The organism is Salaquimonas pukyongi (genome assembly GCF_001953055.1).
Classification (GTDB): domain Bacteria; phylum Pseudomonadota; class Alphaproteobacteria; order Rhizobiales; family Rhizobiaceae; genus Salaquimonas; species Salaquimonas pukyongi.
Window position 1 is genome coordinate 358,927 of the sequence record NZ_CP019044.1, and the last position, 26,286, is coordinate 385,212.

22 protein-coding genes are annotated in these 26,286 nt (G+C 58.8%); 19 read left to right on the forward strand and 3 right to left on the reverse strand.

The window, feature by feature from the left end; translation table 11 throughout:
- The first annotated feature begins 27 nt into the window (after positions 1-27).
- From BVL55_RS16925 to BVL55_RS01840, 3 genes are read left to right on the forward strand one after another with little or no spacing between them, the layout of a single operon-like run.
- Positions 28-453 (forward strand): flavodoxin family protein, encoded by a 426-nt coding sequence (locus tag BVL55_RS16925; protein WP_244530563.1) that lies wholly within the window; start codon positions 28-30, stop codon positions 451-453.
- Positions 450-785, forward strand: a complete 336-nt coding sequence (locus BVL55_RS16930; RefSeq protein ID WP_244530564.1) for a hypothetical protein — start codon at positions 450-452, stop codon at positions 783-785. The genes BVL55_RS16925 and BVL55_RS16930 overlap by 4 nt, the downstream gene beginning before the upstream one ends.
- Positions 775-1,320: a lysozyme inhibitor LprI family protein gene (locus BVL55_RS01840; RefSeq protein ID WP_083649308.1), complete on the forward strand. Its 546-nt coding sequence runs from the start codon at positions 775-777 to the stop codon at positions 1,318-1,320. The genes BVL55_RS16930 and BVL55_RS01840 overlap by 11 nt, the downstream gene beginning before the upstream one ends.
- An 8-nt stretch (positions 1,321-1,328) precedes the next feature.
- Here BVL55_RS01840 and BVL55_RS01845 read toward each other — a convergent pair whose 3' ends face one another.
- Together BVL55_RS01845 and BVL55_RS01850 are read right to left on the reverse strand one after the other, a co-directional pair.
- A complete protein-coding gene (locus BVL55_RS01845) occupies positions 1,329-1,694 on the reverse strand; it encodes a type II toxin-antitoxin system HicB family antitoxin (protein ID WP_075995478.1) in 366 nt (121 codons plus the stop codon).
- A complete protein-coding gene (locus BVL55_RS01850; RefSeq protein WP_075997817.1) occupies positions 1,691-1,942 on the reverse strand; it encodes a type II toxin-antitoxin system HicA family toxin in 252 nt (83 codons plus the stop codon). The genes BVL55_RS01845 and BVL55_RS01850 overlap by 4 nt, the downstream gene beginning before the upstream one ends.
- 126 nt (positions 1,943-2,068) lie before the next feature.
- Between BVL55_RS01850 and BVL55_RS01855 the strand changes: the two genes are divergently transcribed.
- From BVL55_RS01855 to BVL55_RS16205, 16 genes are all read left to right on the forward strand, one after another.
- The gene (locus BVL55_RS01855; protein WP_075997818.1) at positions 2,069-3,694 is read left to right on the forward strand and encodes an AMP-binding protein; all 1,626 of its coding nucleotides are present in this window, start codon (positions 2,069-2,071) and stop codon (positions 3,692-3,694) included.
- 2 nt (positions 3,695-3,696) lie between these two features.
- Positions 3,697-5,304 (forward strand): carboxyl transferase domain-containing protein, encoded by a 1,608-nt coding sequence (locus BVL55_RS01860; RefSeq protein ID WP_075995479.1) that lies wholly within the window; start codon positions 3,697-3,699, stop codon positions 5,302-5,304.
- A gap of 4 nt (positions 5,305-5,308) precedes the next feature.
- Entirely contained in the window at positions 5,309-5,929 is a 621-nt protein-coding gene (locus BVL55_RS01865; RefSeq protein ID WP_075995480.1) for a LysE family translocator, read from the forward strand.
- 3 nt (positions 5,930-5,932) lie between these two features.
- Positions 5,933-7,957: an acetyl/propionyl/methylcrotonyl-CoA carboxylase subunit alpha gene (locus BVL55_RS01870; RefSeq protein WP_075995481.1), complete on the forward strand. Its 2,025-nt coding sequence runs from the start codon at positions 5,933-5,935 to the stop codon at positions 7,955-7,957.
- A gap of 1 nt (position 7,958) precedes the next feature.
- Positions 7,959-8,135: a thioredoxin domain-containing protein gene (locus tag BVL55_RS17250; RefSeq protein WP_342097861.1), complete on the forward strand. Its 177-nt coding sequence runs from the start codon at positions 7,959-7,961 to the stop codon at positions 8,133-8,135.
- A complete protein-coding gene (locus tag BVL55_RS01875) occupies positions 8,117-8,620 on the forward strand; it encodes a glutathione S-transferase family protein (RefSeq protein WP_342098036.1) in 504 nt (167 codons plus the stop codon). Before BVL55_RS17250 ends, BVL55_RS01875 begins: the two co-directional genes overlap by 19 nt.
- Before the next feature lie 14 nt (positions 8,621-8,634).
- Positions 8,635-9,486: a hydroxymethylglutaryl-CoA lyase gene (locus tag BVL55_RS01880; protein WP_075995482.1), complete on the forward strand. Its 852-nt coding sequence runs from the start codon at positions 8,635-8,637 to the stop codon at positions 9,484-9,486.
- Between the two features lie 31 nt (positions 9,487-9,517).
- Positions 9,518-9,937, forward strand: a complete 420-nt coding sequence (locus BVL55_RS01885; protein ID WP_075997819.1) for a hotdog domain-containing protein — start codon at positions 9,518-9,520, stop codon at positions 9,935-9,937.
- Positions 9,938-10,163: 226 nt separating this feature from the next.
- The gene (locus BVL55_RS01890) at positions 10,164-16,490 is read left to right on the forward strand and encodes a DUF4347 domain-containing protein (RefSeq protein WP_075995483.1); all 6,327 of its coding nucleotides are present in this window, start codon (positions 10,164-10,166) and stop codon (positions 16,488-16,490) included.
- Positions 16,491-16,510: 20 nt separating this feature from the next.
- Positions 16,511-19,276 (forward strand): putative Ig domain-containing protein, encoded by a 2,766-nt coding sequence (locus BVL55_RS01895; protein ID WP_075995484.1) that lies wholly within the window; start codon positions 16,511-16,513, stop codon positions 19,274-19,276.
- A gap of 220 nt (positions 19,277-19,496) precedes the next feature.
- Positions 19,497-20,867 (forward strand): TolC family protein, encoded by a 1,371-nt coding sequence (locus BVL55_RS01900; RefSeq protein ID WP_205410832.1) that lies wholly within the window; start codon positions 19,497-19,499, stop codon positions 20,865-20,867.
- A 28-nt stretch (positions 20,868-20,895) separates the two neighbouring features.
- Positions 20,896-21,723: an efflux RND transporter periplasmic adaptor subunit gene (locus BVL55_RS01905; RefSeq protein WP_075995486.1), complete on the forward strand. Its 828-nt coding sequence runs from the start codon at positions 20,896-20,898 to the stop codon at positions 21,721-21,723.
- Complete coding sequence (locus BVL55_RS01910) at positions 21,723-23,195, forward strand: efflux RND transporter periplasmic adaptor subunit (protein ID WP_075995487.1); 1,473 nt, start codon at positions 21,723-21,725, stop codon at positions 23,193-23,195. The genes BVL55_RS01905 and BVL55_RS01910 overlap by 1 nt, the downstream gene beginning before the upstream one ends.
- Positions 23,189-24,085 (forward strand): hypothetical protein, encoded by an 897-nt coding sequence (locus BVL55_RS16680; RefSeq protein ID WP_162841428.1) that lies wholly within the window; start codon positions 23,189-23,191, stop codon positions 24,083-24,085. Before BVL55_RS01910 ends, BVL55_RS16680 begins: the two co-directional genes overlap by 7 nt.
- Entirely contained in the window at positions 24,034-25,128 is a 1,095-nt protein-coding gene (locus BVL55_RS01915) for an HlyD family secretion protein (RefSeq protein WP_162841429.1), read from the forward strand. The genes BVL55_RS16680 and BVL55_RS01915 overlap by 52 nt, the downstream gene beginning before the upstream one ends.
- Positions 25,125-25,379, forward strand: a complete 255-nt coding sequence (locus BVL55_RS16205) for a hypothetical protein (RefSeq protein WP_083649312.1) — start codon at positions 25,125-25,127, stop codon at positions 25,377-25,379. Before BVL55_RS01915 ends, BVL55_RS16205 begins: the two co-directional genes overlap by 4 nt.
- 6 nt (positions 25,380-25,385) lie before the next feature.
- Here BVL55_RS16205 and xdhC read toward each other — a convergent pair whose 3' ends face one another.
- Entirely contained in the window at positions 25,386-26,216 is an 831-nt protein-coding gene (gene xdhC / locus BVL55_RS01920) for a xanthine dehydrogenase accessory protein XdhC (protein WP_075995488.1), read from the reverse strand.
- Positions 26,217-26,286: the final 70 nt, after the last annotated feature.

The window sequence follows — 26,286 nt, forward strand, 5'->3', positions numbered from 1 at the left end:
AATAACGGGAGAAGATGGACTATGGCATTGAACGAGATACAATCGGCATTGTGCGAGAATTCCCCGAGCAGCTTCGATGGGCTGCGGGCGATACTTTTCAATACTTCCCTGAAGACAAATCCGGAAGAAAGCCACACAAAGCTGCTTCTTAACGTGGTTGGCGAAATCTTGGAAAGGAACGCCGTTGAAGTGGAGCATGTGCACATGGCTTCCAGGGATGTGGCATTCGGCATTTATCCCGACATGACAGAGCACGGTGCCAACTCCGACGAATGGCCTGAAATCTGGACAAGCGTCGATGCCGCCGACATCATCGTGATTGGCACACCCTTGTGGCTGGGTGAGGAAAGCTCGATCTGCCGGGTTCTGATCGAGAGGCTTTATGCCATGAGCGGTTTGCTGAACAACCGGGGCAGAGCATTTTTTACAATAAGGTGGGCGGTTGTGTGGTGACCGGCAACGAGGACGGCGTCAAACACGCGGCGATGACGCTGGCGTTTGCGCTTAACCATCTGGGATGCACCATACCGCCGCAGGCCGATTGCGGCTGGATCGGTGAAGCAGGCCCCGGCCCATCCTATGGCGATGAATTGGAGGATGGCTCAAGGGCCGGATTCGACAATGATTTTACCCAGCGCAACACAACCATCATGACCTGGAATCTCATGCACCTTGCCAGGATGATCAGCGATGCCAATGGCATCCCCAATCACGGCAATAATCGTGAGGCCTGGAAGGCTGTCGTTTCGACTTTGCCAATCCGGGGCACAGGGCATGACACGTAAAACCAATCACCGGATATGCATGGCTGCAATGGCCGCCGGAATGATGTTTTTCTCAGGTTCCGGCCTGGCCCTTTCCCAATCCGATGACTTTCTGTTTGAGCCGGAGCGCATTGAGGCCTGCCTTGCAGGCAAGGAAGGCGCAAACCGTCTGTCATGCGCCGGCGATGCGGCCAATCATTGCATGGATGCAAATGAGGGAGGCAGTTCCACCGTCGGCATGGGCGCCTGCCTGGACAAGGAACTGGCATGGTGGGATGCCCGCCTGAACGAGGTCTATCGTGATCTTTCCAAGCGAGAGCGCAGCGATGATGAGGAGGCGGAGGCTGGTGGCTGGAATGCCCCGAAGAAACTTCCCGCGCTGAAGGAAATGCAGCGCGCCTGGATTACCTATCGCGATGCGCTTTGCGAGCACGAAGCCGTGCAGTGGGGCGGTGGTACGGGCGCGGGCCCGGCCTATCTCTCCTGCCTGATGGGCGAGACGGCGCGCCAGTATTTCGTGCTTGCCGACCAGCTGGAATATCTCAGGGACCGGTAGGAATGCTCTTAGCGGATACGAATCTTGATCGAGCGCTCAGAGAGCCGTTTTTCAGCCGCCTCCTTGAGAACTTCGGCAATCCACTGATTAATCGATTTGGCGTCGGCATTTGCAGCGTCGGCAACCATCTCATGAACCTCGGGCGCAATGCGAACGGCAATATTGCCGGATTTCGGTTTTTGAGGCTCGATACCCTCTTCTCGACAATACTCAAGATAGGTATCGACGCTAAGCTCAAATTCCTTCTGAATTTCTTCCAGTGTCGATGCTTCAGCGTGAATGACGCTGCGAATTCCCTGCGCAATGGCATGGAACGCCTTGTCATCGTGCTCATACCAGATTTCCGGTACATATCCCTTGTAGGATCGGATCATTTTATACCTGCATTTTCCAGAAATCGCCGCACTGCCTCAACGGCACCCTTCTTCATCTCGGGCCGTGGATGGGGGCGGTGGAACACCTGGACTTCGTTGTTCAACTTTACAACCACCCGCGAGCCGGCCCGTTCTTCAATTGTCGCGCCCAGAGAACGGAACATCCTCTCAACGTCCCGCCATTTGATGTCCGATGCCGTCGGCCTGGCAAAAATCCTTGAAAGGGTCTTTTCGTACTTCGCGTTCATGCGGGGCATTCCTTTGAATGGAACGAAGCAGCTGGCACCACCTCATTGGATTGGAAATACCCTTAACGGAACAAGTAGTAGTGTAATATCAAAAAATGATATCGTCAATCGTGGGGTATGTGCTTGATGCTCCCGTCCGCCCAAACCTATGAAGAGCTTAGCGCCCGCTTCCGCTGGGAAGTGCCGGAGCGCTACAACATGGGGGCCGATGTTTGCGATAAATGGGCAGACAGCGAGCCGGATCGGACCGCGATCATCGATCTGACCGGCGGGAAGCGCCGCGATGTCACGTTTGGTGACCTGCGTGGGCTGGCTGACAGGCTGGCGCGCCATTTGGTGTCTCTCGGCATTGGCCGGGGCGACCGTGTCGGCGTCTACCGCACCCAGTCGGTCTGGACGGCAGCCGCCCATATTGCAGTATGGAAGATCGGCGCGGTTTCCATGCCCCTGTTCAAACTGTTCGGTGAGCAGGCATTGCTGTCCCGCCTTGCCGACAGCGCCGCAAATGCGGTGATTACCGATCCGGAAGGCGCACCGGCAATAGCCGCGCTTCAGCCCCAACTGCCAAACCTTGCTCACATTATCGCGCCGGAGAAGACGCCGCTGCCGGAAAGCGCGCCGATGCAGGCGCTCGATACGGCTGTCAATGATCCGGCACTTTTGATCTATACCTCCGGCACCACTGGCGCCCCCAAAGGGGCGCTGCATGCCCATCGGGTATTGCTTGGCCATCTGCCGGGCGTGGAAACGAGCCACGATCTGTTGCCGGAAGATGGTGATTGCCTGTGGACACCGGCTGACTGGGCGTGGATCGGCGGGTTGCTGGACGTGCTGATGCCGGGTCTTCATCACGGTGTGCCGGTCGTTGCCTCCCGCATGGAGAAGTTCTCAGCCGAAGGCTGCAGCGACATCATCAAAAAGGGTGGCATTAAAAATGTATTCTTTCCCCCCACCGCGCTGAGATTTCTCAAGGCGGCAAATACACAGCTGCCCGGCCTGCGCACGGTTGCCTGCGGCGGCGAACCCCTTGGGGCCGAAATGCTGGCCTGGGGCAGAAAGGCGCTCGGCGTCACCATCAACGAGTTCTACGGCCAGACCGAATGCAACATGGTGATCTCTTCCTGTGCACGGCTGTTCGAGCCGCAGCCTGGTGCCATTGGCAGGCCCGTACCGGGTCATGAAGTTTCGGTCATCGATGAAGCTGGAAATCCGGCTTCGGGCGAGGGTGACATCGCCATTGCCGAGGGAACGCCGGTGATGATGCTTGAGTACTGGAACAACCCCGCTGCCACGAAGGACAAGTTCCGTACTGCATCCGATGGCAGGCGCTGGTTGCTGACAGGGGACCGGGGCATTGTGGAAGACGGTTTCATTCGTTTCGTTGGCCGGGACGATGACGTCATCACTTCGGCGGGGTACCGCATCGGCCCGGCAGAAATCGAGGACTGCCTGATCACCCACGAGGCGGTTGCCCAGGCAGGGGTTGTTGGCAAGCCGGACCCTGAACGCACTGAAATCGTCAAGGCCTATGTTGTGCTGAAGGACGGCTTTGCGCCGTCTGTGACGCTCACCGCGGGCTTGCAGGAACACGTCAAGACCAGCTTGGCAGCCTACGAATACCCCCGCGAGATCGAGTTTCTCGACGCTTTGCCCATGACGGTAACCGGCAAGATCATCCGCAAGGAACTGCGGGCCCGCGCCACTGCTGAAACCGCTAAATCCCATACAAAAGAAAACCACGAAAGCGCCTGACCATGGCTATCCTGAAATCCGGTATCTCCGTTACTTCCGACGCTTACCGCGCCAATCGCAAGGCCAATCTTGAAGCGCTTAAGACAGTTGAGGAAGCTGCGCTTGCCGCGCGCGCAGGCGGCGGCGAAGCTTCACGGGAGCGGCATGTTTCCCGCGGAAAACTGCTGCCGCGTGATCGCGTTCAGGCACTGCTCGATCCTGGAACCCCGTTTCTGGAAATCGGCGCGACGGCAGCGCATGGCATGTATGATGGGGCTTCTCCCTGTGCCAGCATGATTGCAGGCATTGGCCGGGTGGAGGGCCGCGAAGTGATGGTCGTTTGCAACGATGCGACGGTAAAGGGCGGCACCTATTATCCGATGACCGTCAAGAAACACTTGCGCGCCCAGGAGATTGCCACCGAAAACCGTCTGCCCTGCATCTATCTGGTCGACAGCGGCGGGGCCAACCTCCCCAATCAGGCCGAAGGCTTTGCCGACAAAAACCACTTTGGGCGGATTTTCTTCAATCAGGCAAACCTGTCAGCCCAGGGGATTGCCCAGATTGCTGTCGTCATGGGTTCCTGCACGGCGGGCGGCGCCTATGTTCCGGCCATGAGCGATGAGGCGATCATCGTCAGGGAACAGGGCACGATCTTTCTTGCAGGCCCCCCACTGGTCAAGGCGGCGACCGGCGAAGTGGTTGAGCCGGAGGAACTGGGCGGCGGCGATGTTCACACCCGGCTTTCCGGTGTCGCCGACCATCTTGCGGATAATGACAGCAACGCCCTGGCGCAGGCGAGGCGTATCGTCGCCAATCTCAATACCACAAAGCCGCGGCAACTCGACTGCATCGCGCCGGAGGACCCGGCCTATGACCCCGATGAAATTCTCGGTGTGGTGCCCGGCGACCTGAAAACGCCCTATGACATTCGCGAAGTGATTGCGCGGCTGGTCGACGGCTCGCGCTTCGATGAGTTCAAGGCCCGCTATGGCACCACGCTGGTCTGCGGTTTTGCTCATGTCATGGGCATGCCCATCGGCATCATCGCCAACAATGGCGTGCTGTTTTCTGAAAGCTCGGTGAAGGCAGCCCATTTCGTCGAACTTTGTTCCCAGCGCAAAATTCCGCTGGTGTTCCTGCAGAATATTACCGGCTTCATGGTCGGCAAAAAATACGAACAGGGTGGCATCGCCAAGGACGGTGCAAAACTGGTCACCGCGGTTGCGACAACCAGCGTGCCGAAGTTCACCTTTCTGGTGGGCGGCTCCTTCGGTGCCGGCAATTACGGCATGGCGGGCCGTGCCTATTCTCCGCGCTTTTTGTGGACCTGGCCCAATTCGCGCATCTCAGTCATGGGCGGCGAACAGGCTGCCGGCGTGCTGGCCACCGTCAAGCGCGATTCGATCGAGCGCAAGGGCGGCAACTGGTCGGCGGAAGAGGAAGCCGCCTTCAAGCAGCCGACCCTCGACATGTTCGAGGAGCAGTCCCATCCGCTCTATGCTTCCGCGCGGTTGTGGGATGATGGCATTATCGACCCGCGCAAGACGCGGCAGGTGCTGGCGCTTTCACTCTCGGCGGCGCTAAATGCGCCCATTGAAGATACAAAATTCGGCGTATTCAGGATGTGATGTGATGACCGTTTACGGAACGATTTTGATCATTCTGGCCTGGATGATTGCCGGCGGAAGCCCTGGCCCGGCTACGCTTGCCATTTCCGCGACCTCCATGCAGCATGGCCGCAGGCCCGGCCTCACCATCGCCGCGGGCATCGTTGCCGGTTCGGCAGGCTGGGGCATTGCCGCAGCGCTCGGCATTGGCGCGGTAATGCTGGCCCATGCCTGGCTGTTCGAACTGGTGCGCTATCTGGGGGCGGCCTATCTGCTGTTTCTTGCCCTGAAATCGGTAAAGAGCGCGATGCATCCGCCGCAGATTGCGGAAACGGTGAAGGTCAAGGCCCGCAACCTGTTTGTCAAAGGGTTGCTGCTGCACTTGACGAACCCCAAGGCGATCCTCTCCTGGGGATCGATCTATGCCATCGCGCTGCCTGCGGGCGCCGGAGGTGACCAGGTGGCCGCGCTCTTTTTCATGCTCATTACCGCCTCCATGGTGGTTTTCCTTGGCTACGCCATCTTGTTCTCCTGGCAGCCGATAGCTGCCGGATACGGGCGTTTGCGCCGCTGGTTCGACCTGGCCTTCGCGGCGCTCTTTGGGGGCGCAAGTCTCAAAATTCTCACCACACGCATTGAGGTCTGACCGATGTTCTCGAAAATCCTGATAGCCAATCGCGGTGAGATTGCCTGCCGTGTCATCCACACTGCCAGCCGCATGGGCGTAGAGACAGTTGCCATCTATTCCGATGCCGATGGCGAACACGGTCCGGCCCTGCATGTTCGCATGGCGGATGAGGCCGTCCCCATCGGCCCGCGTGACGAAAAGACCGGCCGGGAGCCATATCTGCTTGCCGACCGCATCATCAACGCAGCGCTGGCAACCGGGGCTGAGGCCATCCACCCGGGCTATGGCTTTCTTTCCGAAAACCCGGATTTCGTCGAGGCAGTGGAAAAGGCGGGTCTGGTCTTCATCGGCCCTTCGGCAAGATCAATCCGCGCCATGGGGCTCAAGGACGCTGCCAAGGCGCTGATGGAAAAGGCCGGCGTACCTGTGGTGCCCGGCTATCACGGCGAGCGGCAGGAACCGGAGTTTCTGGCCGGTGAAGCGGACAAGATCGGCTATCCGGTGTTGATCAAGGCGCGTGCCGGCGGTGGCGGCAAGGGCATGCGCAAGGTCGATGATCCCAAGGATTTCGCCGCCTCACTCGAAGGCGCCCAGCGCGAAGGCGAGGCCAGCTTCGGCGATGGCCGTGTTCTGATTGAAAAATACATCGCCGCGCCGCGCCACATCGAGGTGCAGGTTTTCGGCGACAACCACGGCAATGTGGTGCACCTGTACGAGCGCGATTGCTCCCTTCAGCGCCGCCATCAAAAGGTGATCGAGGAAGCACCTGCCCCCGGCATGACGCAGGAAATGCGCGCCGCCATGACCTCGGCAGCCGTCACCGCGGCAAAAGCCATCGATTATTCCGGCGCCGGTACCATTGAGTTCATCGTCGACGGGTCGAAGGGCCTTAAACCGGACGGCTTCTGGTTCATGGAAATGAACACCCGCCTGCAGGTCGAGCATCCGGTGACCGAGGAGGTGACCGGTGTCGATCTGGTGGAATGGCAGTTGCGGGCTGCAGCCGGCGAATTGCTTCCCCTGGAACAAAAGGATATCCAGCTGGAAGGCCATGCCTTCGAGGCGCGGCTTTATGCCGAAGATGCCGCAAAGGGCTTCCTGCCGGCCATCGGAACACTGCACCATCTGTCCTTTGCCAACAATGCCCGCATCGAGACCGGCGTCGAGCAGGGAAGCGTTATTTCCCCCTTTTATGATCCCATGATCGCGAAAATAATTTCTAAGGGAAATAATAGAAGCGACGCGCTCCAGATGCTGCATGCTGCGCTGCGGCATACGCAGGTTGCCGGAACGGTGACCAACAAGGCGTTTCTCTCCGCGCTTTGCCTCCATGAGGAACTCTCGAAAGGAAAAGTCGATACAGGGCTGATCGAACGCGATCTGGAAACCCTGGTGCCTCCATCAGGCAATGATGAACAAGCAATTGTTAGTGCAGCCTTATTTCTTGCAATGCAGCCGGCTGCAGGAGCGCCGGATGAGCCGTTTGATGCGCTCGGTGCGTTTTCCCTCTGGGGTCAGCGAACCGAAATCATCCATCTGGAGTGGAATGGGGAACGCCTTGCCATGGCGCTTGAAACGGAAGATGGCATTGCCTGGTCATGCCGCAACCTGGATGTGGCATCCGGTGCGGCATGGCAGGCGAAGCTGCTTTTCGCCGATCTTCCGGCAAACAGAATGCAGATAATTTTTGATGGAAAGGAAATCGCGCCCGGCTTTGCAAAATTGCCTGGCCATCTCGCGGTTTTTCTTGGAGACGAGACGTATGAATTCACCTTGCCGGATCTGCTGGAGGCAACTAAAGGCGAAGAAGCCGGCGCCGATGCCATTATTGCCCCGATGCCGGGCCTGGTGAAAAAGCTTTCAGCAAAGCCCGGGCAAAAGATTGCCAGGGACGATCCGCTTCTGGTGCTGGAAGCGATGAAGATGGAGCATGTGCTTTCCGCCCCGCGCGATGGCATTCTGGCCGCCGTCAATGTCACCGAGGGCGACCAGGTGGTGGACGGGACCGTGCTGATTTCCCTTAAGGCCGAAGACGGGGAGAAGTAACGTGATCACCCTGCACCACTGCCACGAATCGCGCTCCCTGCGCACCCTGTGGCTGCTGCATGAAATGGCGCTTGATTTTAAGCTGAAGGTCTATCCTTTCGGCAAGGAATTGCGGGACCCGGACTATCTGGCAATCCACCCCTTGGCCGGGTACCCTGTCTGCAGGATGGCGGGCTGACATTGTTCGAAACCGGTGCGATCACGGAATATCTCGTTGAAAAATACCCGGAAAAGGGGTTTGCCTGCCCACCCGGCAGTGCGGAGCGCCCGCAATGGCTGCAATGGTTGCATTATGCGGAAACCGTTGCCGTTCACGGTGCGACGCTCACCCAGCAGCACATCGTCATCCATGAAGACAAGGATCGCTCGCCTCTGCTGATGAAGCTGGAAAGGCGGCGGCTGGAAAAAGCGCTGGAGGTGCTTGATTCCCACCTTTCCGATGGGCGCGACTACCTGCTTGAAAGCGGGTTTTCTGCGGTCGATACCAATATGGGCTATTCGGTTCACATCGCGGGCTTTTTTACACCGCTTTCCGCCTTGCCGCACCTTGCTGGTTACTACCACCGTCTGTCGAGCCGGCCAGCCTTCAAAAAAAGCCTGCCGGAAAAGCCCGCAATCTATCACAGGGATTTTTACGACCTGCCGCCGGAACCTGTTTGTTGAAAGAAAATTTCCCAATGAAAGAAAGAGTCACACTATTCGAAGTCGGGCCTCGCGACGGATTGCAGAATGAAAAGCGCCTCATTCCGGCAGAAGAAAAGATCCGCCTCGTCGACCTTCTGTCGGATTGCGGCTTCACAAAAATCGAGGTGACGGCGTTTGTCTCGCCCAAATGGGTGCCGCAAATGGCCGACAACGCCGAGGTGATGGCGGGGATAACCCGCAAGCCGGGCATATCCTATGCGGTGCTTACCCCCAATCTGAAAGGCTATGAGGCGGCGAAGGCGGCCAAAGCCGACGAGGTGGCCATTTTTGCATCCGCTTCCGAAGGATTTTCCAGGGCCAATGTGAACGCGACCATCGCTGAATCCCTTGAGCGCTTTGCCCCCATTGTCAAAGCGGCACAAGCCGATGGCATGCCGGTGCGCGGCTATGTCTCCTGCGTGACCGACTGCCCGTTTGACGGGCCGACGCCACCGGCCATGGTGGCCCGTTCGGTGGCCTATCTGCGCGATGCCGGGTGTTATGAGGTTTCTCTTGGCGAAACCATTGGCCACGGCACACCGGAAACCATAGATGCCATGCTGGATGCGGTGCTTCAGGAAATGCCGGCTGAGCGGCTTGCGGGCCACTACCACGACACGAAAGGCCGGGCGCTGGACAATATTGCCGTTAGCCTGGACCGCGGTCTTCGAACCTTTGATTCCAGTGCCGGAGGGCTGGGCGGTTGTCCCTATGCGCCGGGCGCTGCCGGCAATGTCGATACCATGCGGGTGATCGAACTGGTGGAGGAAAAGGGATTTGACACCGGCATCGACCGTGCCAGGTTGAAAAAGGCCGCCGGTTTTGCCCAATCGTTGCGCAATTGAGGAAAGCTGGAAATTTGGGGAGCAGCAAGTGATTGAACCGGTTTTGAGTGCTGAGGAAGTGACGGCCTATGTCCGCGAGGTTTTCAGCGAGGCAGATGTCTATAACTGGCAAGTCAAGGAAGTCCGTCCCGGTGGCATTGCAGTTACCATGCAAACGGATGAAGCCCACATCCGCCCCGGTGGAACGGTTTCCGGTCCCACCATGTTCGCCCTTGCTGACATTACCGCCTATCTGTTGATTCTGGCCCATATCGGCAAGGTGGCGCTTGCCGTCACCACCAACCTGTCGATCAACTTTCTGAGCAAGCCCGAGCCCGGCGCGCTCGAGGCTCATGGCCGGTTGGTGAAGCTGGGAAAACGGCTGGCAGTGTGTGAAATTCACATTTACGGCCCGGGCAGCGACGCCATGGTGGCCCAGGCAACCGCCACCTATTCAATCCCGCCGCGCTGATTCCCCGGCGGACACCGCTGAGGGCCATATGGCCCATTGGCCACGGCTGCGCTTGTCCATCTGAAGTCCAGCAGATTGAAAAATATATATAATTCAAAGGTTTGGTTGGTGGGGTAAATCATAAATACAACCTTGACTAGTAACTTTATGTTAATATACAACCATTAGTAATTGCGGTGCGGCGGATGCACCCAGGCATGGCAGGGGCCACGATTAAGAGGCTTCCATGGGCATCAAGAGCAGTTTTTTCGCAAAGGCGCGCAGCGCTGCAAGCGGGTCTGGCATACAGTGCACTGACAATCCGGCCACCCGCCAGGCCGGTGGCGCTATGCGTCCAGGCAATGGTAATGAAGCGGTTTTCCTTGAAAGTGGCGATGGTCTTTTGCTTCGGGCATTGGAGCCGCGCATATTGCTGGATGCTGCCGGAGTTGAAACCGGCATTGACCTTGCCGAAAAAATGGCAATGGAGGCTGTTGCGCAGCGCTTTCCCGACAGCCCTGCCGCTGCAATTGGCTCCGCTCCGGATGCTGATGCAAATTCTGATACCGATGAAGATCCTGCCGCCACCGGTGACGGTACAGCTACGCCGGTGGAAATCGTCTTTGTCGATGGCTCGATCAAGAACCTGAATTCCATCATGGCCGGGATCGGCCCTGAACATGAGGCAGTCTACCTGTCCGGAGACATGGACGGGGTCTCTCAGATTGCAGGCTATCTGGCGGACCGCAACGACGTCGCCGCCATCCACATTTTCGCCCATGGCCGTTCCGGCACGCTCGAACTGGGCGATGCCAAACTGACGGCTGCCTCAATCAAGGGTAAACACGCCGATGAAATGGTGGCGATCCGCGGCGCCCTTTCCGATGATGCGGACATTCTCATTTATGGCTGCAACTTTGCCGCCGGAACCCGCGGCCAGACGGCAGTCAATGCCCTCATGGAAGCAAGCGGCGCCGATGTATCAGCCTCCACCGATACGACCGGAGCCGCGGTGCTTGGTGGCGATTGGGATCTCGAAGTTTCCGCCGGTGAAATCGAAGCCGCTTCCCTTGCAGCCGAGGCCTGGGATGGTCTGCTTGCCTCGGGCGGCGGCGCCGATGACAATGGCGGCGGTTCGGGGATCGCGATTACCGGCAATGTGACCGAGAACATCGACGTACTCGCCAATGACACAGTCAGCGGCGCAGCGCTTCTGACCCAGATTATCGATCCATCCGATCCGGGCAATCCACAGGCACTCGCCGTCGGGGTTCCGGTGCAACTGACAACCAACACGGCCATTGAACTGCTTGCTGATGGCACACTCGATGTAACCACGTCGCCGCTTGGCCAGGGCCTTGAAACTTTTGACTATGTCTTCACCGATGCCGGTTCCGGCGGTCAGGCCACCGTTACCCTCGACCGCACCCAGGGAAGCCTGATCAACGTGCCGGCAACGGCCAGTGGTACGGAAGACAATAACGTGCCGCTCGGCATTACCATCGATCCGGCGCTTACCGCGGGTGGATCGCAGCTTGACCTGATTTCCACCGAAACCGCATTCCGCGACGCCTCGGCCGGCGCCACGCCCACCGATTTCACCATTCCGCCGCGCACCACGGCGATCCGCATCTCCGGTTTCGGTGGCGAAGACAACAGCAGCAACGCCGTCACCCAGGAGCATCGTCAGATCGTTTCCGTAACGGTCGACCTGATCAAGGGCACTTATTCCGGTCATATCCTGCACGTTCTCGCACAGGGTACGAACGCCAATGATAGCTATGCCTTCTCCGGCGTGACACTCGGCAATGATTCGACCAGCGGAACGCTGACCGGCACCCAGAATAACAACGTCCTGACCGTTTCGCGCAGCGGCGACACGCTTTCCCTGGTCGAGAGCCAGACCAGCCTGGACCAGGCCTATCTGGTTGAGTACCTGACCGCGGATGGAAGCTCCTCGGATTATCTTGGCAGCTCCGGCGCAATTCTGGATCAGGGCACAACCGCTGCTGAAACGACTGCGACGATTGCTGCTGATCCGAACGCAAATTTTCTGGTGATCAACATCCAGGACGGGCGCGGCACAAATGACGCCAAGCAGGAGGATAATGGCGGCGGGCGCATCGTCGTCGATCTGGAGACCGGGCTCGCCAGTGGTGTGCTCTATGGCCAGACGGGCCGGGGAAGCAATCATAACAATGCCTATTCTTTCTCAGGCTATGACATCACCAGCGGGGCCTTCATTGTCGATCCCGGCACACGCAATGCAACAGCCGCTGGCGGTGCGACAGTCGTGGGCGACACAACGGCTAGCCTCAATCGGCTGCCGAATTATATCATCTCGATGTCGGGCAACGATCTGGTGCTGGAACGCAGCAGCAACCATGCCAGTCTTTTTGAGGAGCTGATCAGCGTCCAGTCTTTTGAGCGATATGATATCGGTTCCAGCGCCCGAACGCTCAGCAGCGACGCGGTCGTCAGCACCTATGTGGATGATGGCACGCTTGCGACGTGGGATCTGGACATTGCCGGCGGCGCCGAAACCGGGAACATCACCTTGACGGCAGTCAACCTCGGCGGCGCCAGCAGCGGCGAGCACGACCACGGCGCCACGGCGCGGATCTTTGTTGACCTTGTCAATGGCACAACTTCCGGCTCGTTCTTCCTGATTCGCGCCGACAATCCCGATCTTATCGTGTGGACCGATGTGCCTTTTGGACAGCGTCTGACGGACGCCATCGGGACGAATGCCGAAGCCAACTTCAACAATCTCAATCAGACAACCATCGATCTGGTCGGCGCGCTCCGGTTCAACCTGATAACCAACCCCGACGGCAGCCAGACCCTGCACGCCACGGCCCGGTCCAACGGCAACAACGACTCGGGCCAGGAATGGTCGACCGTCATGCAGGCGCAATGGTCGGGCCGCGAGCCGGTGACGATCTCCGGCTATCCCACTGGTGGAACGTTCTCGGCTGGCTCCCTCAACCCGAATACTGGGCAGTGGGAAGTGGAAGCCGATAACATAGCCGGCATGGAGTTCATTCCGCCCGAACATTTCTCTGGTCAGACAACAACCATGCTCGTCGATTACAATGGCGACCAGCACAATGTGACGGTCAACATTTCCCGTGTCGCCGATGCTCCAACCCTGTCGACAACAGACCAAAGCGGCGACGAGGACACAGCCATCGACATTTCCGGCGCCTTTGCCGCATCGCTGGTCGACACCGACGGGTCCGAGACGATCACACTCCTCGAACTGTCGAACATCCCTGTTGGCCACACTATATCTGATGGTACGAACACCTTCACAGCCGCGGCCGGAAGTCAGATTGTAGACATTGCCTCCTGGAATATTGCTACGCTTACTTACACCGGGGGCGCTAACTTTGTTGGCACGGTCACGTTGAATGTCCGCGCCAGATCAACCGATGTGGACGGATTTACGGCAACACCCGATACCGCCGAAATTCTTGATAGCTTCGACATCATCATCGCAAACGTGAACGATGCTCCGACCGGCGCAGACAATACATTTACGATCGTTGAAGATACCTCGTATACGTTCTCAGCGGGTGATTTCGGTTTTGCCGATCCGGATGACACGCCCTCTAATTCATTTGATGCAATCATCATCACGACGTTGCCGAGCGCTGCCGATGGTGAACTTACGCTATCGGGAACACCAGTTACGCCAGGTCAGGCGATCGCCGTTGCGGATATTCCAAATCTGATATTCACGCCGGCGACAGACCGGAACGGCAATGGGGTCGGCGCGTTCACGTTCCAGGTGAAAGATGATGGCGGGACCGCCGATGGCGGCATTGATACAGATCAGTCGCCGAACACCATTCAGTTTGATATTACACCGGTTAATGATGCACCGGTAAACACGGTACCGGGGGCGCAGATGGTCACAGAGGATACATCACTTTCGATCCCCGGGATTTCGGTCACCGATATCGATGGCAATCTTGCCACCACACAATTGTCGGTGACGAGCGGAACGTTGGCGGTCGATCTGTCAGGTGGCGCGACGATCAATGCCGGCACCAATGCTACCAATGATCTGACGTTGTCAGGCACCGAAGCCGAGATCAATGCAGCCCTTGCAACGCTTTCCTACCACGGCAATGCAGATTTCAACGGCTCCGACACGCTGTCCGTTCTTTCCACCGATAATGACGGTACACCGCTTTCCGATACCGATACAGTGGCGATTACAGTCACCCCCATCAACGACGCCCCGGTTGGTGTCGACGATGGTCCGGTTGCCGTTACCGAGGATATCCCCGCCACCGGCAATGTACTTGCCAATGATACCGATATCGACAACACGCCTGCCGAACTGAGCGTTACACAATTCACCGTTGATACAGTTGCAGGGACCTTCAGCGCCGGCGACACGGCGGCAATTACCGGCGTCGGCACGCTGACGATTGCTGCCGATGGCGCTTACACCTTCACCCCGGCCTCCGGCTATAACGGCCCGGTTCCCTCGGCGACCTATACCGTATCCGACGGTGCGCTGACCGGCACGGCGGTGCTCTCCTTTTCCGATGTCGGCGCGGTCAATGACGATCCCGTTGCCCAGGACGATGTGCTGACCACGCCGGAGGACACCACGCTCAACGCCAATCTGCTGGCCGACAATGGCAATGGTGCTGACAGCGATCCCGACAGCGGCGACACGCTGACGATTGCCTCGGCGACGATCGACACCAATGGCGATGGCAGCCAGGACACGCTGATGTTGGGCAATGCCACCGCGATCAGCGACAATGCCTCCAATCCGGTCGGCACGATCACCGTTGAGGCATCCGGCGCGCTTACCTTCGTTCCGGCCGCCGATTACAATGGCGCGGTTCCGCCGCTCACCTATACCCTGTCCGATGGAAATGGCGGCAGCAATACGGCCACCGCAACGATCTCGGTGACCCCAGTCAACGATGCGCCACAGCTCAATCTCGATACGGACAACGATTCCGGCACGCCGGGCGACCCGGCAGACGACGGTACCGATGACGGTGGTTTTGAGGTCACGTTCAACGAAAACGATTCACCGGTTCCAATCGTCGATACCGACCTGCTGATTGCAGACCCCGATGACGACATTCTCGAGATTGTGGTTACGCTGACAGACGGCAAGGCCGGCGACACGATCAATTTCCCCAATACATTGCCGGGCAATGTATCCGCCACGGCAATGCCTGCTCCCACCCTGGCGGCGGATGGCACGCTGACCCTGACATTGACAGGAGATGCATCGACCACCGTGGCTGACTGGACGGCAATCCTGCAGGCCCTCAGCTTTACACCTTCAGCCTCCAGCCCGAACAATCCGGACCCTGCAGACCGCCACTTTATGATACAGGCCTCGGACAGCGCCATGGCGGCAAGCACGGCGCGCAATACCGTTGTGCATGTTGTGCCGCTGAATGATGTTCCGACACTTGACCTTGATGCGGACGATTCATCGGGCATCAATGCCGGCAATTACCGGGCAACCTATGTGGAAGGGGCGGCTGCCGAGGCGATCAGCGACGGTGCATTGATCACCGATCTGGACAACACACATCTTGCGGGGCTGACGGTTGTGCTCACCAACGGGGAAGCCGGAGACGCCCTGAGCATCGGTACGCTGCCGGCCGGGATTGCCCTGGCCGGTGGTGCACCGGCGGAGTTGACGGCCGCAGGCACAATCACCGTCACCCTGACGGGATCGGCAAGCACTGCCGATTACCAGTCGGCCATTGCAGCAATCGGTTTTGCAAACGCTTCAGATGATCCAGCCACCGGTGTGCGTGAAATCACCGTTACTGCCACCGATGGCGAGGACGCTACGCCAGTGCGAACCGCCTTCATCACCGTTGAGGCGGTCAACGATGCACCGGGCATTGTCGATCCGGGAAATCCCGGCACGCCGCCGGCCGATCCCAATGATATCATCCCCGATCAGTCCGGCGTCGACAGTGCTGCGCTGGCGGCCCTGAATGCATCGGCCTACTTCCACGATCCTGACAGTGCCACCCTGACCTATTCGCTGGGTGGCGCCGCACCAGCCTGGCTTTCGATCAATCCCGCCACAGGCGTTATCACCGGAACGCCGCCGGCAAATGCCAGCCAGAACTCCAATATCGCTGTTCCAGGTTCCTACGATGTCCTGGTAATCGCGGAAGACCCCGATGGAGCTACCGGGCAGACCACGGTTACCTACACGGTCGCCAACCCGGCACCCTCTGCAACAAACGACGTCCTGGCAATTGCCGAGGGCGCGGGCAGTGCCGCGGCCAATGTGATCACCGCCGACAACGGCCATGGCGTTGACAGCGATCCCGATGGTGACGCGCTTTCGGTTGCAGCCGTTAATGGCGTTTCCGGTGATGTGGGAAGTGCCGTGACAGGCGACATGGGTGGCTTGTTCACCATCAATGCCAACGGCGCTTTCACCTTCGCCGAGAACGGCGACTTCGATGACCTGGCCGGCGGCGAAACACGCACAACGAGCGTTAGTTACACCCTCAGCGACGGCGAAGGGGACAGTCGGTTGCCACGGTTTCCGTCACGATAACCGGAACAAACGATGCGCCCGTGGTGGTTTCCGGCAGTGAGCTTGCCGATGCCACGGGCACCGACGCACAGACGTTTACTCCGATAGACGTCAAGCCTGCTTTCAACGATCCGGACGGCACCGATACGCTGACCTACACCGCGACCGGCCTGCCCGCTGGCCTTTCGCTGAACCCGACGACCGGTATCATCTCGGGAACCATGGATTCATCGGCATCCCAGAACGGCAATACCGGCACTGCAACCGATGGCGTCTATACGGTTGCGGTAACCGCCGGCGATGGCAATGGCGGCACGGTATCCGATACCTTCTCCATCACGGTAGGCAATCCGGCACCGGTGGCACAGGACGATGCCTTCAGCACAGATCAGAACACCACTATTGGTGGCGGTAACGTGCTTGCTGCCAATGGCAATGGCGCAGACAGCGATCCCGATGGCGATACGCCGCTCACCGTCAGCGAAGCCGATGGTGATGCCGCCAAAGTCGGACAGCAGATTGCCGGTACCGGCGGTGGCTTGTTCACCATCGCAGGCGATGGCAGCCTTTCCTTCGATCCCAATGGCGACTTCAACTATCTGGGTGGCGGGGAAAGCGCAGCGACCACTGCAACCTATCAATTGAGCGATGGGGAAGGGGGTTTCAGCACTGCGTCGGTTACCGTAACCGTCAGCGGCCAGAACGATGGCCCGGTACCTTTCGATCCGGCCAATCCCGGAACGCCGCCAGCCGATCCGAACAATTATATTCCTGCGCAGTCTGCTGTCGACGGAGAAACGATTACAGCGTTCGACGTCACGGCATATGCGTCCGATCCCGACGCAACGGATACGCTGACCTTTTCCATTGATCCGGCCGAACTGCCTGCAGGCCTGAGTTTTGATGGAACCGTGATTTCAGGCACGCTTGCTGCTTCCGCATCGGTGGGTGGGGACGATCCTTCCGGCAATCCTGGCCGCTATCTCATTCCGTTGACCGTAACCGACGAGGATGGCGCCACTTTCACCACGACCATCACCTATACTATCAGCAATCCGGCACCCGATGCCCGTGATGACAATGCTGCAACAGACGAGGACACTGCCATCACCGGGAGCGTGTTTGCCGACAACGGAAACGGCGCCGACAGCGATCCCGATGGTGATACGTTCACCGTCACGCTGGTCAACGGGGATGCCGCCAATGTTGGCATGGCGGTTGCCAGCAGCAATGGCGGTACGTTCACCATCGGCGCGACAGGCGGCTACATGTTCGAGCCCGGCAGTGGTTTCCGCGATCTTTCCGATGGTGAAGCAAGGCCGACTTCAATCACCTATACCATTGACGACGGCAATGGCGGAGCGGATCAGGCGACCCTTACGGTAACCGTCAATGGCAGCAACAATGCGCCAATCATCATCGATCCAACCCGACCGGTCATCGATCCCAATGATCCGCCGGTGCCGGCCGATCCCAACAATTTCCTCCCCGACCAGACTGGTTTCGACAGCACGCCACTGACGTTATTTGACGTTTCGCCCTATTTCCACGATTTCGAGGGCAATGCGATGACATTCAGTCTGGAGCCTGGGGCGCCGGGTTGGCTCTCGATTAATCCCGTGTCCGGCATTATCACGGGAACACCGCCTTCCGACGCATCGATCAGCGGTCCCGGTGGCGATGGCATCCATGTCATCACGGTGACAGTGACAGACAGCAATGGCGATAGCGTCTCGACAACGATTGATTACACCATTTCCAATCCTCCGCCCGTTTCAACGGGCCTTCCCGATCAGTCGGAGACAGCAGGCGCGCCGTTCGCAATGGAAACGGCAGGCAGTTTCAGCGATCCCGATGGGGACACGCTTTCCTTCTCTGCGAGCGGATTGCCCACAGGCCTTTCCATCGATCCGGCAACCGGCAAGATAACCGGCACCATTGCCGGTTCTGCCGCCAGCGGCGGGCCAAATGGCAATGGCGTTTATTCCGTGGCCGTCACGGCCGATGACGGACAGGGCGGGACAGTTACCGTCAACTTCGCCTTTACGGTCGGCGATATCACCAACCCGGGCATTGTGCCGCCGCTTGACCCGCTACCGCCGATTTCCGGGCCCGGCGATCCGATTATCTTGCCGGAGTCTGATACTGTTGTCGGAGACATGGTGAATGGAATTTTCCCGCTGGGGGGCAATACCGGCATCTTCAATCTCGATCATCCGGTCACACAGGCGCTTTACCAGATCAGCCCGTTGGCGGTTTCATCATCCCTTGGTTCCGATGGCTTGCCGCTTACCCAGACGGTCGAGTGGATCGGGAAAACCCGCGCCCTGCTTGATCGGTCAGGAGAGGCCGCATGGCTTAAGGGCGGGAACCTGCGCGATGCCGTAGCCGAATACTATCTCGGCGGCGATGCTCTGTCAGGGAGCGACAGCAGCGATTTTGTTGTCCGCACGCTTGCTTGGGGTCCGGTCTTGTTCATTGAAATCGCTTCTGCAAACCGCGGCTTAGAATGGGAACTGGAGAGTGTTGATGGCAAGGCGCCGGGCCGCGAGATTCAGGCCTATGGCGCAAACCTTTTCGCCATTTCCCGGGCTGCCGGCAGTCAAGCCCGGATCGTTATGCGTGGCGCCGATGAGGCCGGAAACGAAACTCTGCTCGAAATCGGCGTGATGCCTGCTAGCGGTCAGTTGATCGAGATTCGTGCCATCAACGGACAGGACGTTTCGCGCGGTCTTAGCGACCAGATCAGAAAGCTGGTGGATGCAAAAAAGGCCGCCGTCAGATCACCATTCGCAATTTGGGGATAACAGGGAACCGGACTGCTTCGGCAGTCAAAGCACATGGGGACATACAATCATGAGGCGAAGAAGTTATCACATACAATTAGATACCGATTCCGGTCCGCCCCGGATGTTCAGGCAAACAGCTGCCGCGGGTCTCCTCTTTGCAGGGTTTGTTCTTTCCGGGTGTGTGGTTACACCCCAGCCGCTCAGCGAGAGCGAATTGGCGCTCACCGCAAGCACCAACATGGCCCGCGTCGCGGAGGAACAGGAACCGGTTACCCGCGCCATCTCGCTATATGAGGCGATGGCCAGGGCCTTGAAATTCAATCTCGATCACCGTGTGGAAATGATGGCGCGCGCATTGGCGGATGCAAAGCTTGAAGCGGCCCGTGCCGATATGCTGCCGTCGCTGGTTGCCAATGCCCACAAGTCACTTCGCAGCAAGCACTCATACAGCTACAGCAAACCCCCCGGCGGGCCGCGCTCGGCCAACGCATCGACTTCGGCAGAGGCTTCGGTCTTTACCAAGGACATCTCGTTTTCCTGGAACATTCTGGATTTCGGATTGTCCTATGTGCGTGCAAAGCAGGCAGCCAATCGCGCCATGCTTGCCGAGGAGCAGAAGCGCAAGGTCATCAACCGGATTATCGAGGACGTTCGCACAGCCTATTGGCGGGCGGTATCGGCGCAACGTCTGACAACAGGGCTGCAGCGTCTGGAAGGCCGTGTCGAACGTGCCCTGGCCAATTCCCGCTCACTGGGGGAATCGGGTTTTTCCTCGCCGGTTGCCGCCTTGAACTTTCAGCGCGAACTGATCGACATCAAGCAGGACATCCAGCGGATGCTTCGCGAGTTGAAGACCGCAAAGATCCAGCTTGCCGCACTGATGAACCTGCCACCCGACTACAACTACAAGCTTGTGATCCCGAAACGGCGGTTGTCGCATCTGAAGATCCGCATTCCAGGCGACGAGATGATGCGCCTTGCTTTGCAAAACCGGCCGGAAATGCGCGAACTGGCCTATCAGGGCCGCATCAGCGAACAGGAAGCGGAGGCGGCACTTCTCGAGCTCCTGCCGGGCATTCAGCTTTATGCCGGCAGCAACTTCGATTCCAACAACCTGCTGCTCGACAACAACTGGATATCGTGGGGCGCAAAGGCGAGCTGGAATGTAATGAAGCTGTTTCAGTATCCTGCCCGCAAGGCCGTGACGGATGCCGAATTGTACCTGAATGACCAGCGCAGCCTTGCCATGACAATGGCCATCATGACCCAGGTGTCAGTGGCGCGTACCCGGTATCATTATCTGAGAAAATCGGCCGAAACCGCCGCGCAATACAATTCGGTTCAGCACAAGCTGCTCAAACAATTGCGCGCTTCGGAAACGTCCGGCGCTGAATCGGAACAGGCGCTGATCCGCGAGGAGATGAATGCGCTGGTCGCATCGGCAGAATATGATCTTGCATATTCCGACCTGCAAAATGCCTTTGGCGCAATCTACGCGACCATCGGTGTTGATCCGTGGGGAGACCATCTCGATACGGCTTCAGATGTTGAAACGCTGGCTGCCTCCTTGCAGCAGGTATGGCGCGAACGGGGAGATGTTGGAGGCTGACGGACGTAAAACACTAAAGGAGATAAAGATGCGGCACATCTTTGCAAACTGGCGGAAGGGGATTTTCTCTTTCCGCAAACCTTCTCGATTGCGGGCTGGCCGGATTGCGGCGCCCATCGTTCTGCTGCTGGCAGCCGGCATCGCGGGAAATGCCTGGGCCCAGCAAGCATCAGGCGTAGTCAGTGACTATCAGGCGTTTGAGGCACGCGGCCTGTTGCGCGCGGCAACACGGGTTGATCTTGGCACGGCACTGACAGCGCGGGCAAAGCAGATACCGTTCAAGGTGGGAGAGCGGTTCAACAAGAATGATACGCTGATTGCCTTTGACTGTGAGCGCTATCAGGCGCGGATGAACGCGTCCAAAGCCTCCGCCAACGCGGCATGGATCGGTTACAAGTCAAAGAAGCGGCTGTTGAAACACGGTGCCGTCGGCAAGGATGAAGTAACCCTCGCGGGCGCACTGGCCAACAAGGCCGCCGCAGAACTGTCCGTCAATGAAGCCGTATCGCGCGAGTGCACTATCATTGCGCCGTTCTCTGGCCGGATTGCTGATCTGAACATCGCGCCGGGAGAATATCCGGTGCCAAACGAACCGTTGATGTCGATCCTCGACGACAGCAGGCTTGAGATAGAATTGGTCGTGCCCTCGGTCTGGCTCCGCTGGCTGGCACCCGGCAGGGATTTTTCTTTTACAGTGGAAGAAACCGGAGAGACGCTGAAAAGCAGGGTTGGCCGTATTGGTGCGGAGGTGGACCCGGTCAGTCAGACGGTGGTCATTTATGCCGAGCCAATCGATGGGGATGGTGGCATCCTGGCCGGCATGAGCGGCACCGCCCGTTTTCACGGTGACAGCTGATGCCAGCGCCAGAGCCGATCCGTTTTTCCGGCGGCACGCACCGCCGGCAGAACTTTTCAGATATGCGCGGCACCGGTTCAGGGCTTAAATCCGAACCACCCAAAGACAACGGAGGCGAGCAGGCGGCAGTTGCGCAGAAGCTGCTTGCCTTCGAGGCCGGTTTGCGCCGCCCGGCCGATATCCGGGAACTCGACTTTTTTGTAGCAAATGAGATCTCGCAGATCCTGCCAGCACGCCAGGTCATCGTGCAACGGGTTGGAACAGGCGGTAAGCAATATCGCATTAAGGCGATTTCAGCGCTCGCAATGCCGGACCGTGACGCGCCGCTCACCCGCTGGCTGAATCGTGTGCTTGCCTGCAAATTGCCGGCCGGCAGCCCGGCAATGCCCGTTGGATCGGGCATCACCACGCCGGAAGCACCGCCCCTTCGGTACTTTCGCTTGCCTGCAACGGAAGGGGAAGGAAAGCCCTACGGCTATCCCTATGTCCTGCAACTGCCGCTTGCCGGACGTGATGGAGCAATATGCGGCGCCATATCATTACTGTCCGACAGGCCCCATGATCCGGCAAATGAAGCGCTCGCAGTGCGCGCTGGTGATGCGGTTTCCCATGCGTTCAATGCTTTTCCCGCTGCCAGGCCGATGGGTGCATTCATCCGCAATCGTCCGCTGCGCTGGTTGATGGCTGGAGCGCTGTTTGCGGCACTGTTCATACCGGTCCCATTGACGGTTCTGGCGTCGGCCAGGGTTGTTGCCCACCAGCCGGAGATGGTCGCAGCACCGCTTTCAGGTGTCATCAAAACGGTCCATCTGCCGCCAAACAGCAATGTAAAAACCGGCGATCTTCTGTTTTCCTACGACAAGACGGAATTACAGAACAATGTAGACTTGGCGGTCCAGAACATTGCGGTGGCAGAAGCGCGGCTTCACCGTGCAAATCAGGGGGCTTTCGGTTCAGGTGAAGGACGCCGTGAACTTGCTGTTGCAAAAGCGGAACTCGATCTTGCCCTTGCTGAGGGAACTGCCGCAAGAAGGCGTCTAGCCCTTGCTGATGTGCGGGCGAGCGGCCCTGGTGTATTGCTGTTTTCCAATATAGAAGACTGGACCGGGCGGCCGGTGGATACCGGCGAGCGGGTCATGCGGATTGCCGATCCCGCCAAGGTTGCCATTGCCATTGATCTTGAGACTTCCGATACGATCATCCTGTCAGATGAAGCCTCGGCCAAGGTCTTTCTCGATTCAACCCCCCTGTCACCGGTGGCAGCGCAAATTGATCGGCGGCCCTATGAGCCGGAACTGTCGGAGACCGGCATACTCTCCTTTCCGCTGCGTGCGCAGCCGCAGTCAAATGACGGTACCCGCTTGCGCATTGGACAGCGGGGAACCGCGCAACTGTATGGCGACAACGTGCCGTTGTGGTTTTTGCTGTTCAGGAAACCGCTCGCCTTCCTGCGCCAGAAAACGGGATGGTAGAAGTGCAGGCGCCGGATAATTCAGCCCCGGCTGAACATCTGCCGGTCTTGCGCCAGGACCTGATCATCCTCGACGGTGGCGCGGCGCCGGACGGCCGCGCGACCTACCTTCTCTTCGATGCTTTGCGCAACCGGTATTTTCGCATCAGCGAACAGACGGTGGAAGTGTTAAGCCAATGGCGTGCGATCGCCCCGGCGTTGCTTGCAGCGAGATTGACCAACAGTCTCAATCGAAATGTCTCGCAGAACGAAGTGTCCATGACGGCCCGTTTTCTGATCACCAACTGCCTGGTGGAGACCGGCGGTGAAGAAAGCTGGCAGGCGCTGTATGGCCAGTTCAAAGCCAGCCGCCAAAAGTTGTGGAAGAAGATCGTCCACAACTACCTTTTCTTCCGCATTCCACTGGTCCGCCCGCAACGCTTTTTGAACACGGCATGGCCCCTTGTAGCGCCGCTTTTCACCCGGCAGGCTGCCATCACCTTTGTGGTGATCGCCGTCCTGTCGCTCTATCTCGTCTCCCGCCAGTGGGGGCGTTCGTTGCCACGTTTATGGGATTCCTTACGCTGGAAGGGCTGCTGGTTTACGGCATCAGCCTGGTGTTTATCAAAACCCTGCATGAGCTGGGCCACGCTTTCATGGCGAGAAAATACGCCGTTGATGTTCCGGTCATCGGGCTTGCCTTTCTCGTCCTGTTTCCAATCCTCTATACCGACACGACCGGCGCACATGCGCTCAAGTCTCGCCGCCAACGGCTCAACATCGATCTTGCCGGTGTTTACTCAGAACTGGCGCTCGCATCGGTTTGTACCTTGCTATGGGTGTTTCTGCCGGATGGACCGTTGCGCTCCATTGCCTTTTCCACTGCCACGCTTTCCTGGGTCACCAGCATAGCGGTCAACCTCAACCCTTTCATGCGCTTTGACGGGTACTACGTACTGTCGGATCTCACGGGAATTGAAAACCTGCAGCAGCGCGGCTTTGCACTGGCGCGCTGGCGGCTGCGTGAACTGCTGTTCGGCATCGGCGATCCGCCGCCTGAAACCATGCCGCCAAACCGGCGCAGGCTGGTGGTTCTCCATGCCTGGGGCACCTGGGTTTACCGGTTCTTCCTGTTTCTCGGTATTGCGCTGCTGGTCTACGGCTTTCTTGTAAAGCTGATAGGCATTGTCCTGTTCGTAGTTGAAATAGCCTGGTTCATCGCCTTGCCGGTTTGGCGCGAACTGGTCCAGTGGTGGCAGTTACGCGAGCGAATTGCCGCCTCGCGCCGGACGATTGTTACCCTTGGCGGACTGCTGATGCTTGTGGTGCTGGCTGTTTTTCCCTGGTCTCGCAATGTTGGCATTCCGGCGATCCTTCGTATGGAAGGGGCAACGTCACTCCATGCACCGGTGCCTGCACGTCTTGCAGGTTTTGATGTGACAGAAGGCGAACCGGTGCAGCAGGGAGACATCCTCTTCCGGCTTGATTCACCAGGACTGGAGGACGAACTGCTTCGGGTTGAAGCCGAAATGCGGCTCGTTTCCACCCGCCTTGCCCGGCTGACTGCCGATGTCAGGGACCGCTCCCTGCGTGCCGTTCTGGAAACGAGGGCGGGCTATCTGAGGGAGGAGCGGTCAGGTTTGCTGCGCCAGAAAGCCGCACTGACAATCTTGGCCCCCATGATGGCAGGATTTCCAATCTCGATACCGCACTGGCGGCAGGCATGTGGCTCAATCCGCGGCACCGCCTCGCCGTTTTGCTGCCGCCCGTCCATGGTCAGCGCCTTGCCGGAATGGAAGAGCCTGTCCGTCTGGAGATCAGGGGCGTTGTCCACGAAGCAGGGTTTCACCGCATTGAAGAGGGGGCGGGCGGCAGGTTTCTGCCGGACAATCTGCAGCTTTCGCCGTTTCCCGTTGTCCTGCTGGAAAAGCAGTCTGTGTCGGCTGCCAGGTTGACCGAAGCAGTGCTTGCTGAAACCCAGGGTGGCACGGTGCCGGTTTACCCGGACACTGCAGAAAGGGCGCTTGCACCCCGCGGGGCCTGGTTTCCGGTCCGGCTTTCTCCCGTCAACGGCACCTCACTGGAGCCCGTCTGGTATGCCCATCCCGTGCGCGGTCAGGTGGTTCTCAAAGCAACGCCCGAAAGCCTCGCGGTGCGCATGTTCAGGCGGGTGGCATCGGTGCTTATCCGGGAGGCCGGATTCTGACTGGCCTCAGGCCTGTGCTGCAAACAAGGTCACCAGTTCCGCTGCAACCAGTGCCGCGATAACCTCCGGCCGCTTGTCGTTGACCTTGACCCCGCTTGCCTGCGCGCCGATCGGACAGACCAACTGACTGGCAAGCCCGGCATCATAGCCATTGTCGCCAAGCCAGCCGGAAAAAACAGAGCGCTTGGTTTTTGACCCGATCATTCCGACATAGGCCGCATCGCCACGGCAAAGTGCCTCGGCTGAAATCAGGAAATCGAGATCGTGGGAATGCGTAAGCACGACAAACGCCGTGCCGGGGGAAGCTTCCCGCACCGCCTGTTCCGGCATGGCAAGACACCGGGTATCGACATTCCCTTGCAAGTCTTCCAGGGCTTCCGCACGCACATCCACCAATTGAACGTCAAGGGGCAGCAGGGACAACGCCCTGACGAGCGCTGTTCCGGTATGGCCCGCACCATGAATCTGGACAGGATTTCGTCTGTTGCTGTCCTGCCTCGCCACCCGGGCCAGGGCATTTGAATCAAGCGGTTCGAAACGCAAGGTGACACGCCCGCCGCAACACTGGTTGATTTGTGGACCGAGCGGCACCTGGTGTTCCACGGGCCCTGCTTTTTCAGCTTCGAGCAGATCGCGCGCCTTGCCGGTGACCAGCCATTCAAGCTGTCCACCGCCAATCGTACCCAAAACAGCGCCTCGCGTTACCATCATCCAGGTTCCGGTGTTGCGCGGTGTCGAGCCTCTGGTGCCGGTAACCGAAACCAGGATCGCCGGTTCATCCCTTTCAAGCAGGGCGAGCGCCTGTTCTGCCAGCCTGTTTTGATGTTGATCCGTCATAGCGCCGTGCTCTTTGCAGTCCTGGACCAGAGCTTGGTTCCTGGAGCTGCAAACGGCAAGTGAAATTCGT

Bases quoted from the DNA above. Each gene is read 5' to 3' on its own strand.
- BVL55_RS01840 (WP_083649308.1), top strand. From the start codon at position 775: ATGACACGTAAAACCAATCACCGGATATGCATGGCTGCAATGGCCGCC.
- BVL55_RS01845 (WP_075995478.1), bottom strand. From the start codon at position 1,694: ATGATCCGATCCTACAAGGGATATGTACCGGAAATCTGGTATGAGCAC.
- BVL55_RS01850 (WP_075997817.1), bottom strand. From the start codon at position 1,942: ATGAACGCGAAGTACGAAAAGACCCTTTCAAGGATTTTTGCCAGGCCG.
- BVL55_RS01855 (WP_075997818.1), top strand. From the start codon at position 2,069: ATGCTCCCGTCCGCCCAAACCTATGAAGAGCTTAGCGCCCGCTTCCGC.
- BVL55_RS01860 (WP_075995479.1), top strand. From the start codon at position 3,697: ATGGCTATCCTGAAATCCGGTATCTCCGTTACTTCCGACGCTTACCGC.
- BVL55_RS01865 (WP_075995480.1), top strand. From the start codon at position 5,309: ATGACCGTTTACGGAACGATTTTGATCATTCTGGCCTGGATGATTGCC.
- BVL55_RS01870 (WP_075995481.1), top strand. From the start codon at position 5,933: ATGTTCTCGAAAATCCTGATAGCCAATCGCGGTGAGATTGCCTGCCGT.
- BVL55_RS01880 (WP_075995482.1), top strand. From the start codon at position 8,635: ATGAAAGAAAGAGTCACACTATTCGAAGTCGGGCCTCGCGACGGATTG.
- BVL55_RS01890 (WP_075995483.1), top strand. From the start codon at position 10,164: ATGGGCATCAAGAGCAGTTTTTTCGCAAAGGCGCGCAGCGCTGCAAGC.
- BVL55_RS01900 (WP_205410832.1), top strand. From the start codon at position 19,497: ATGGCCCGCGTCGCGGAGGAACAGGAACCGGTTACCCGCGCCATCTCG.
- BVL55_RS01905 (WP_075995486.1), top strand. From the start codon at position 20,896: ATGCGGCACATCTTTGCAAACTGGCGGAAGGGGATTTTCTCTTTCCGC.
- BVL55_RS01910 (WP_075995487.1), top strand. From the start codon at position 21,723: ATGCCAGCGCCAGAGCCGATCCGTTTTTCCGGCGGCACGCACCGCCGG.
- BVL55_RS16680 (WP_162841428.1), top strand. From the start codon at position 23,189: ATGGTAGAAGTGCAGGCGCCGGATAATTCAGCCCCGGCTGAACATCTG.
- xdhC (WP_075995488.1), bottom strand. From the start codon at position 26,216: ATGACGGATCAACATCAAAACAGGCTGGCAGAACAGGCGCTCGCCCTG.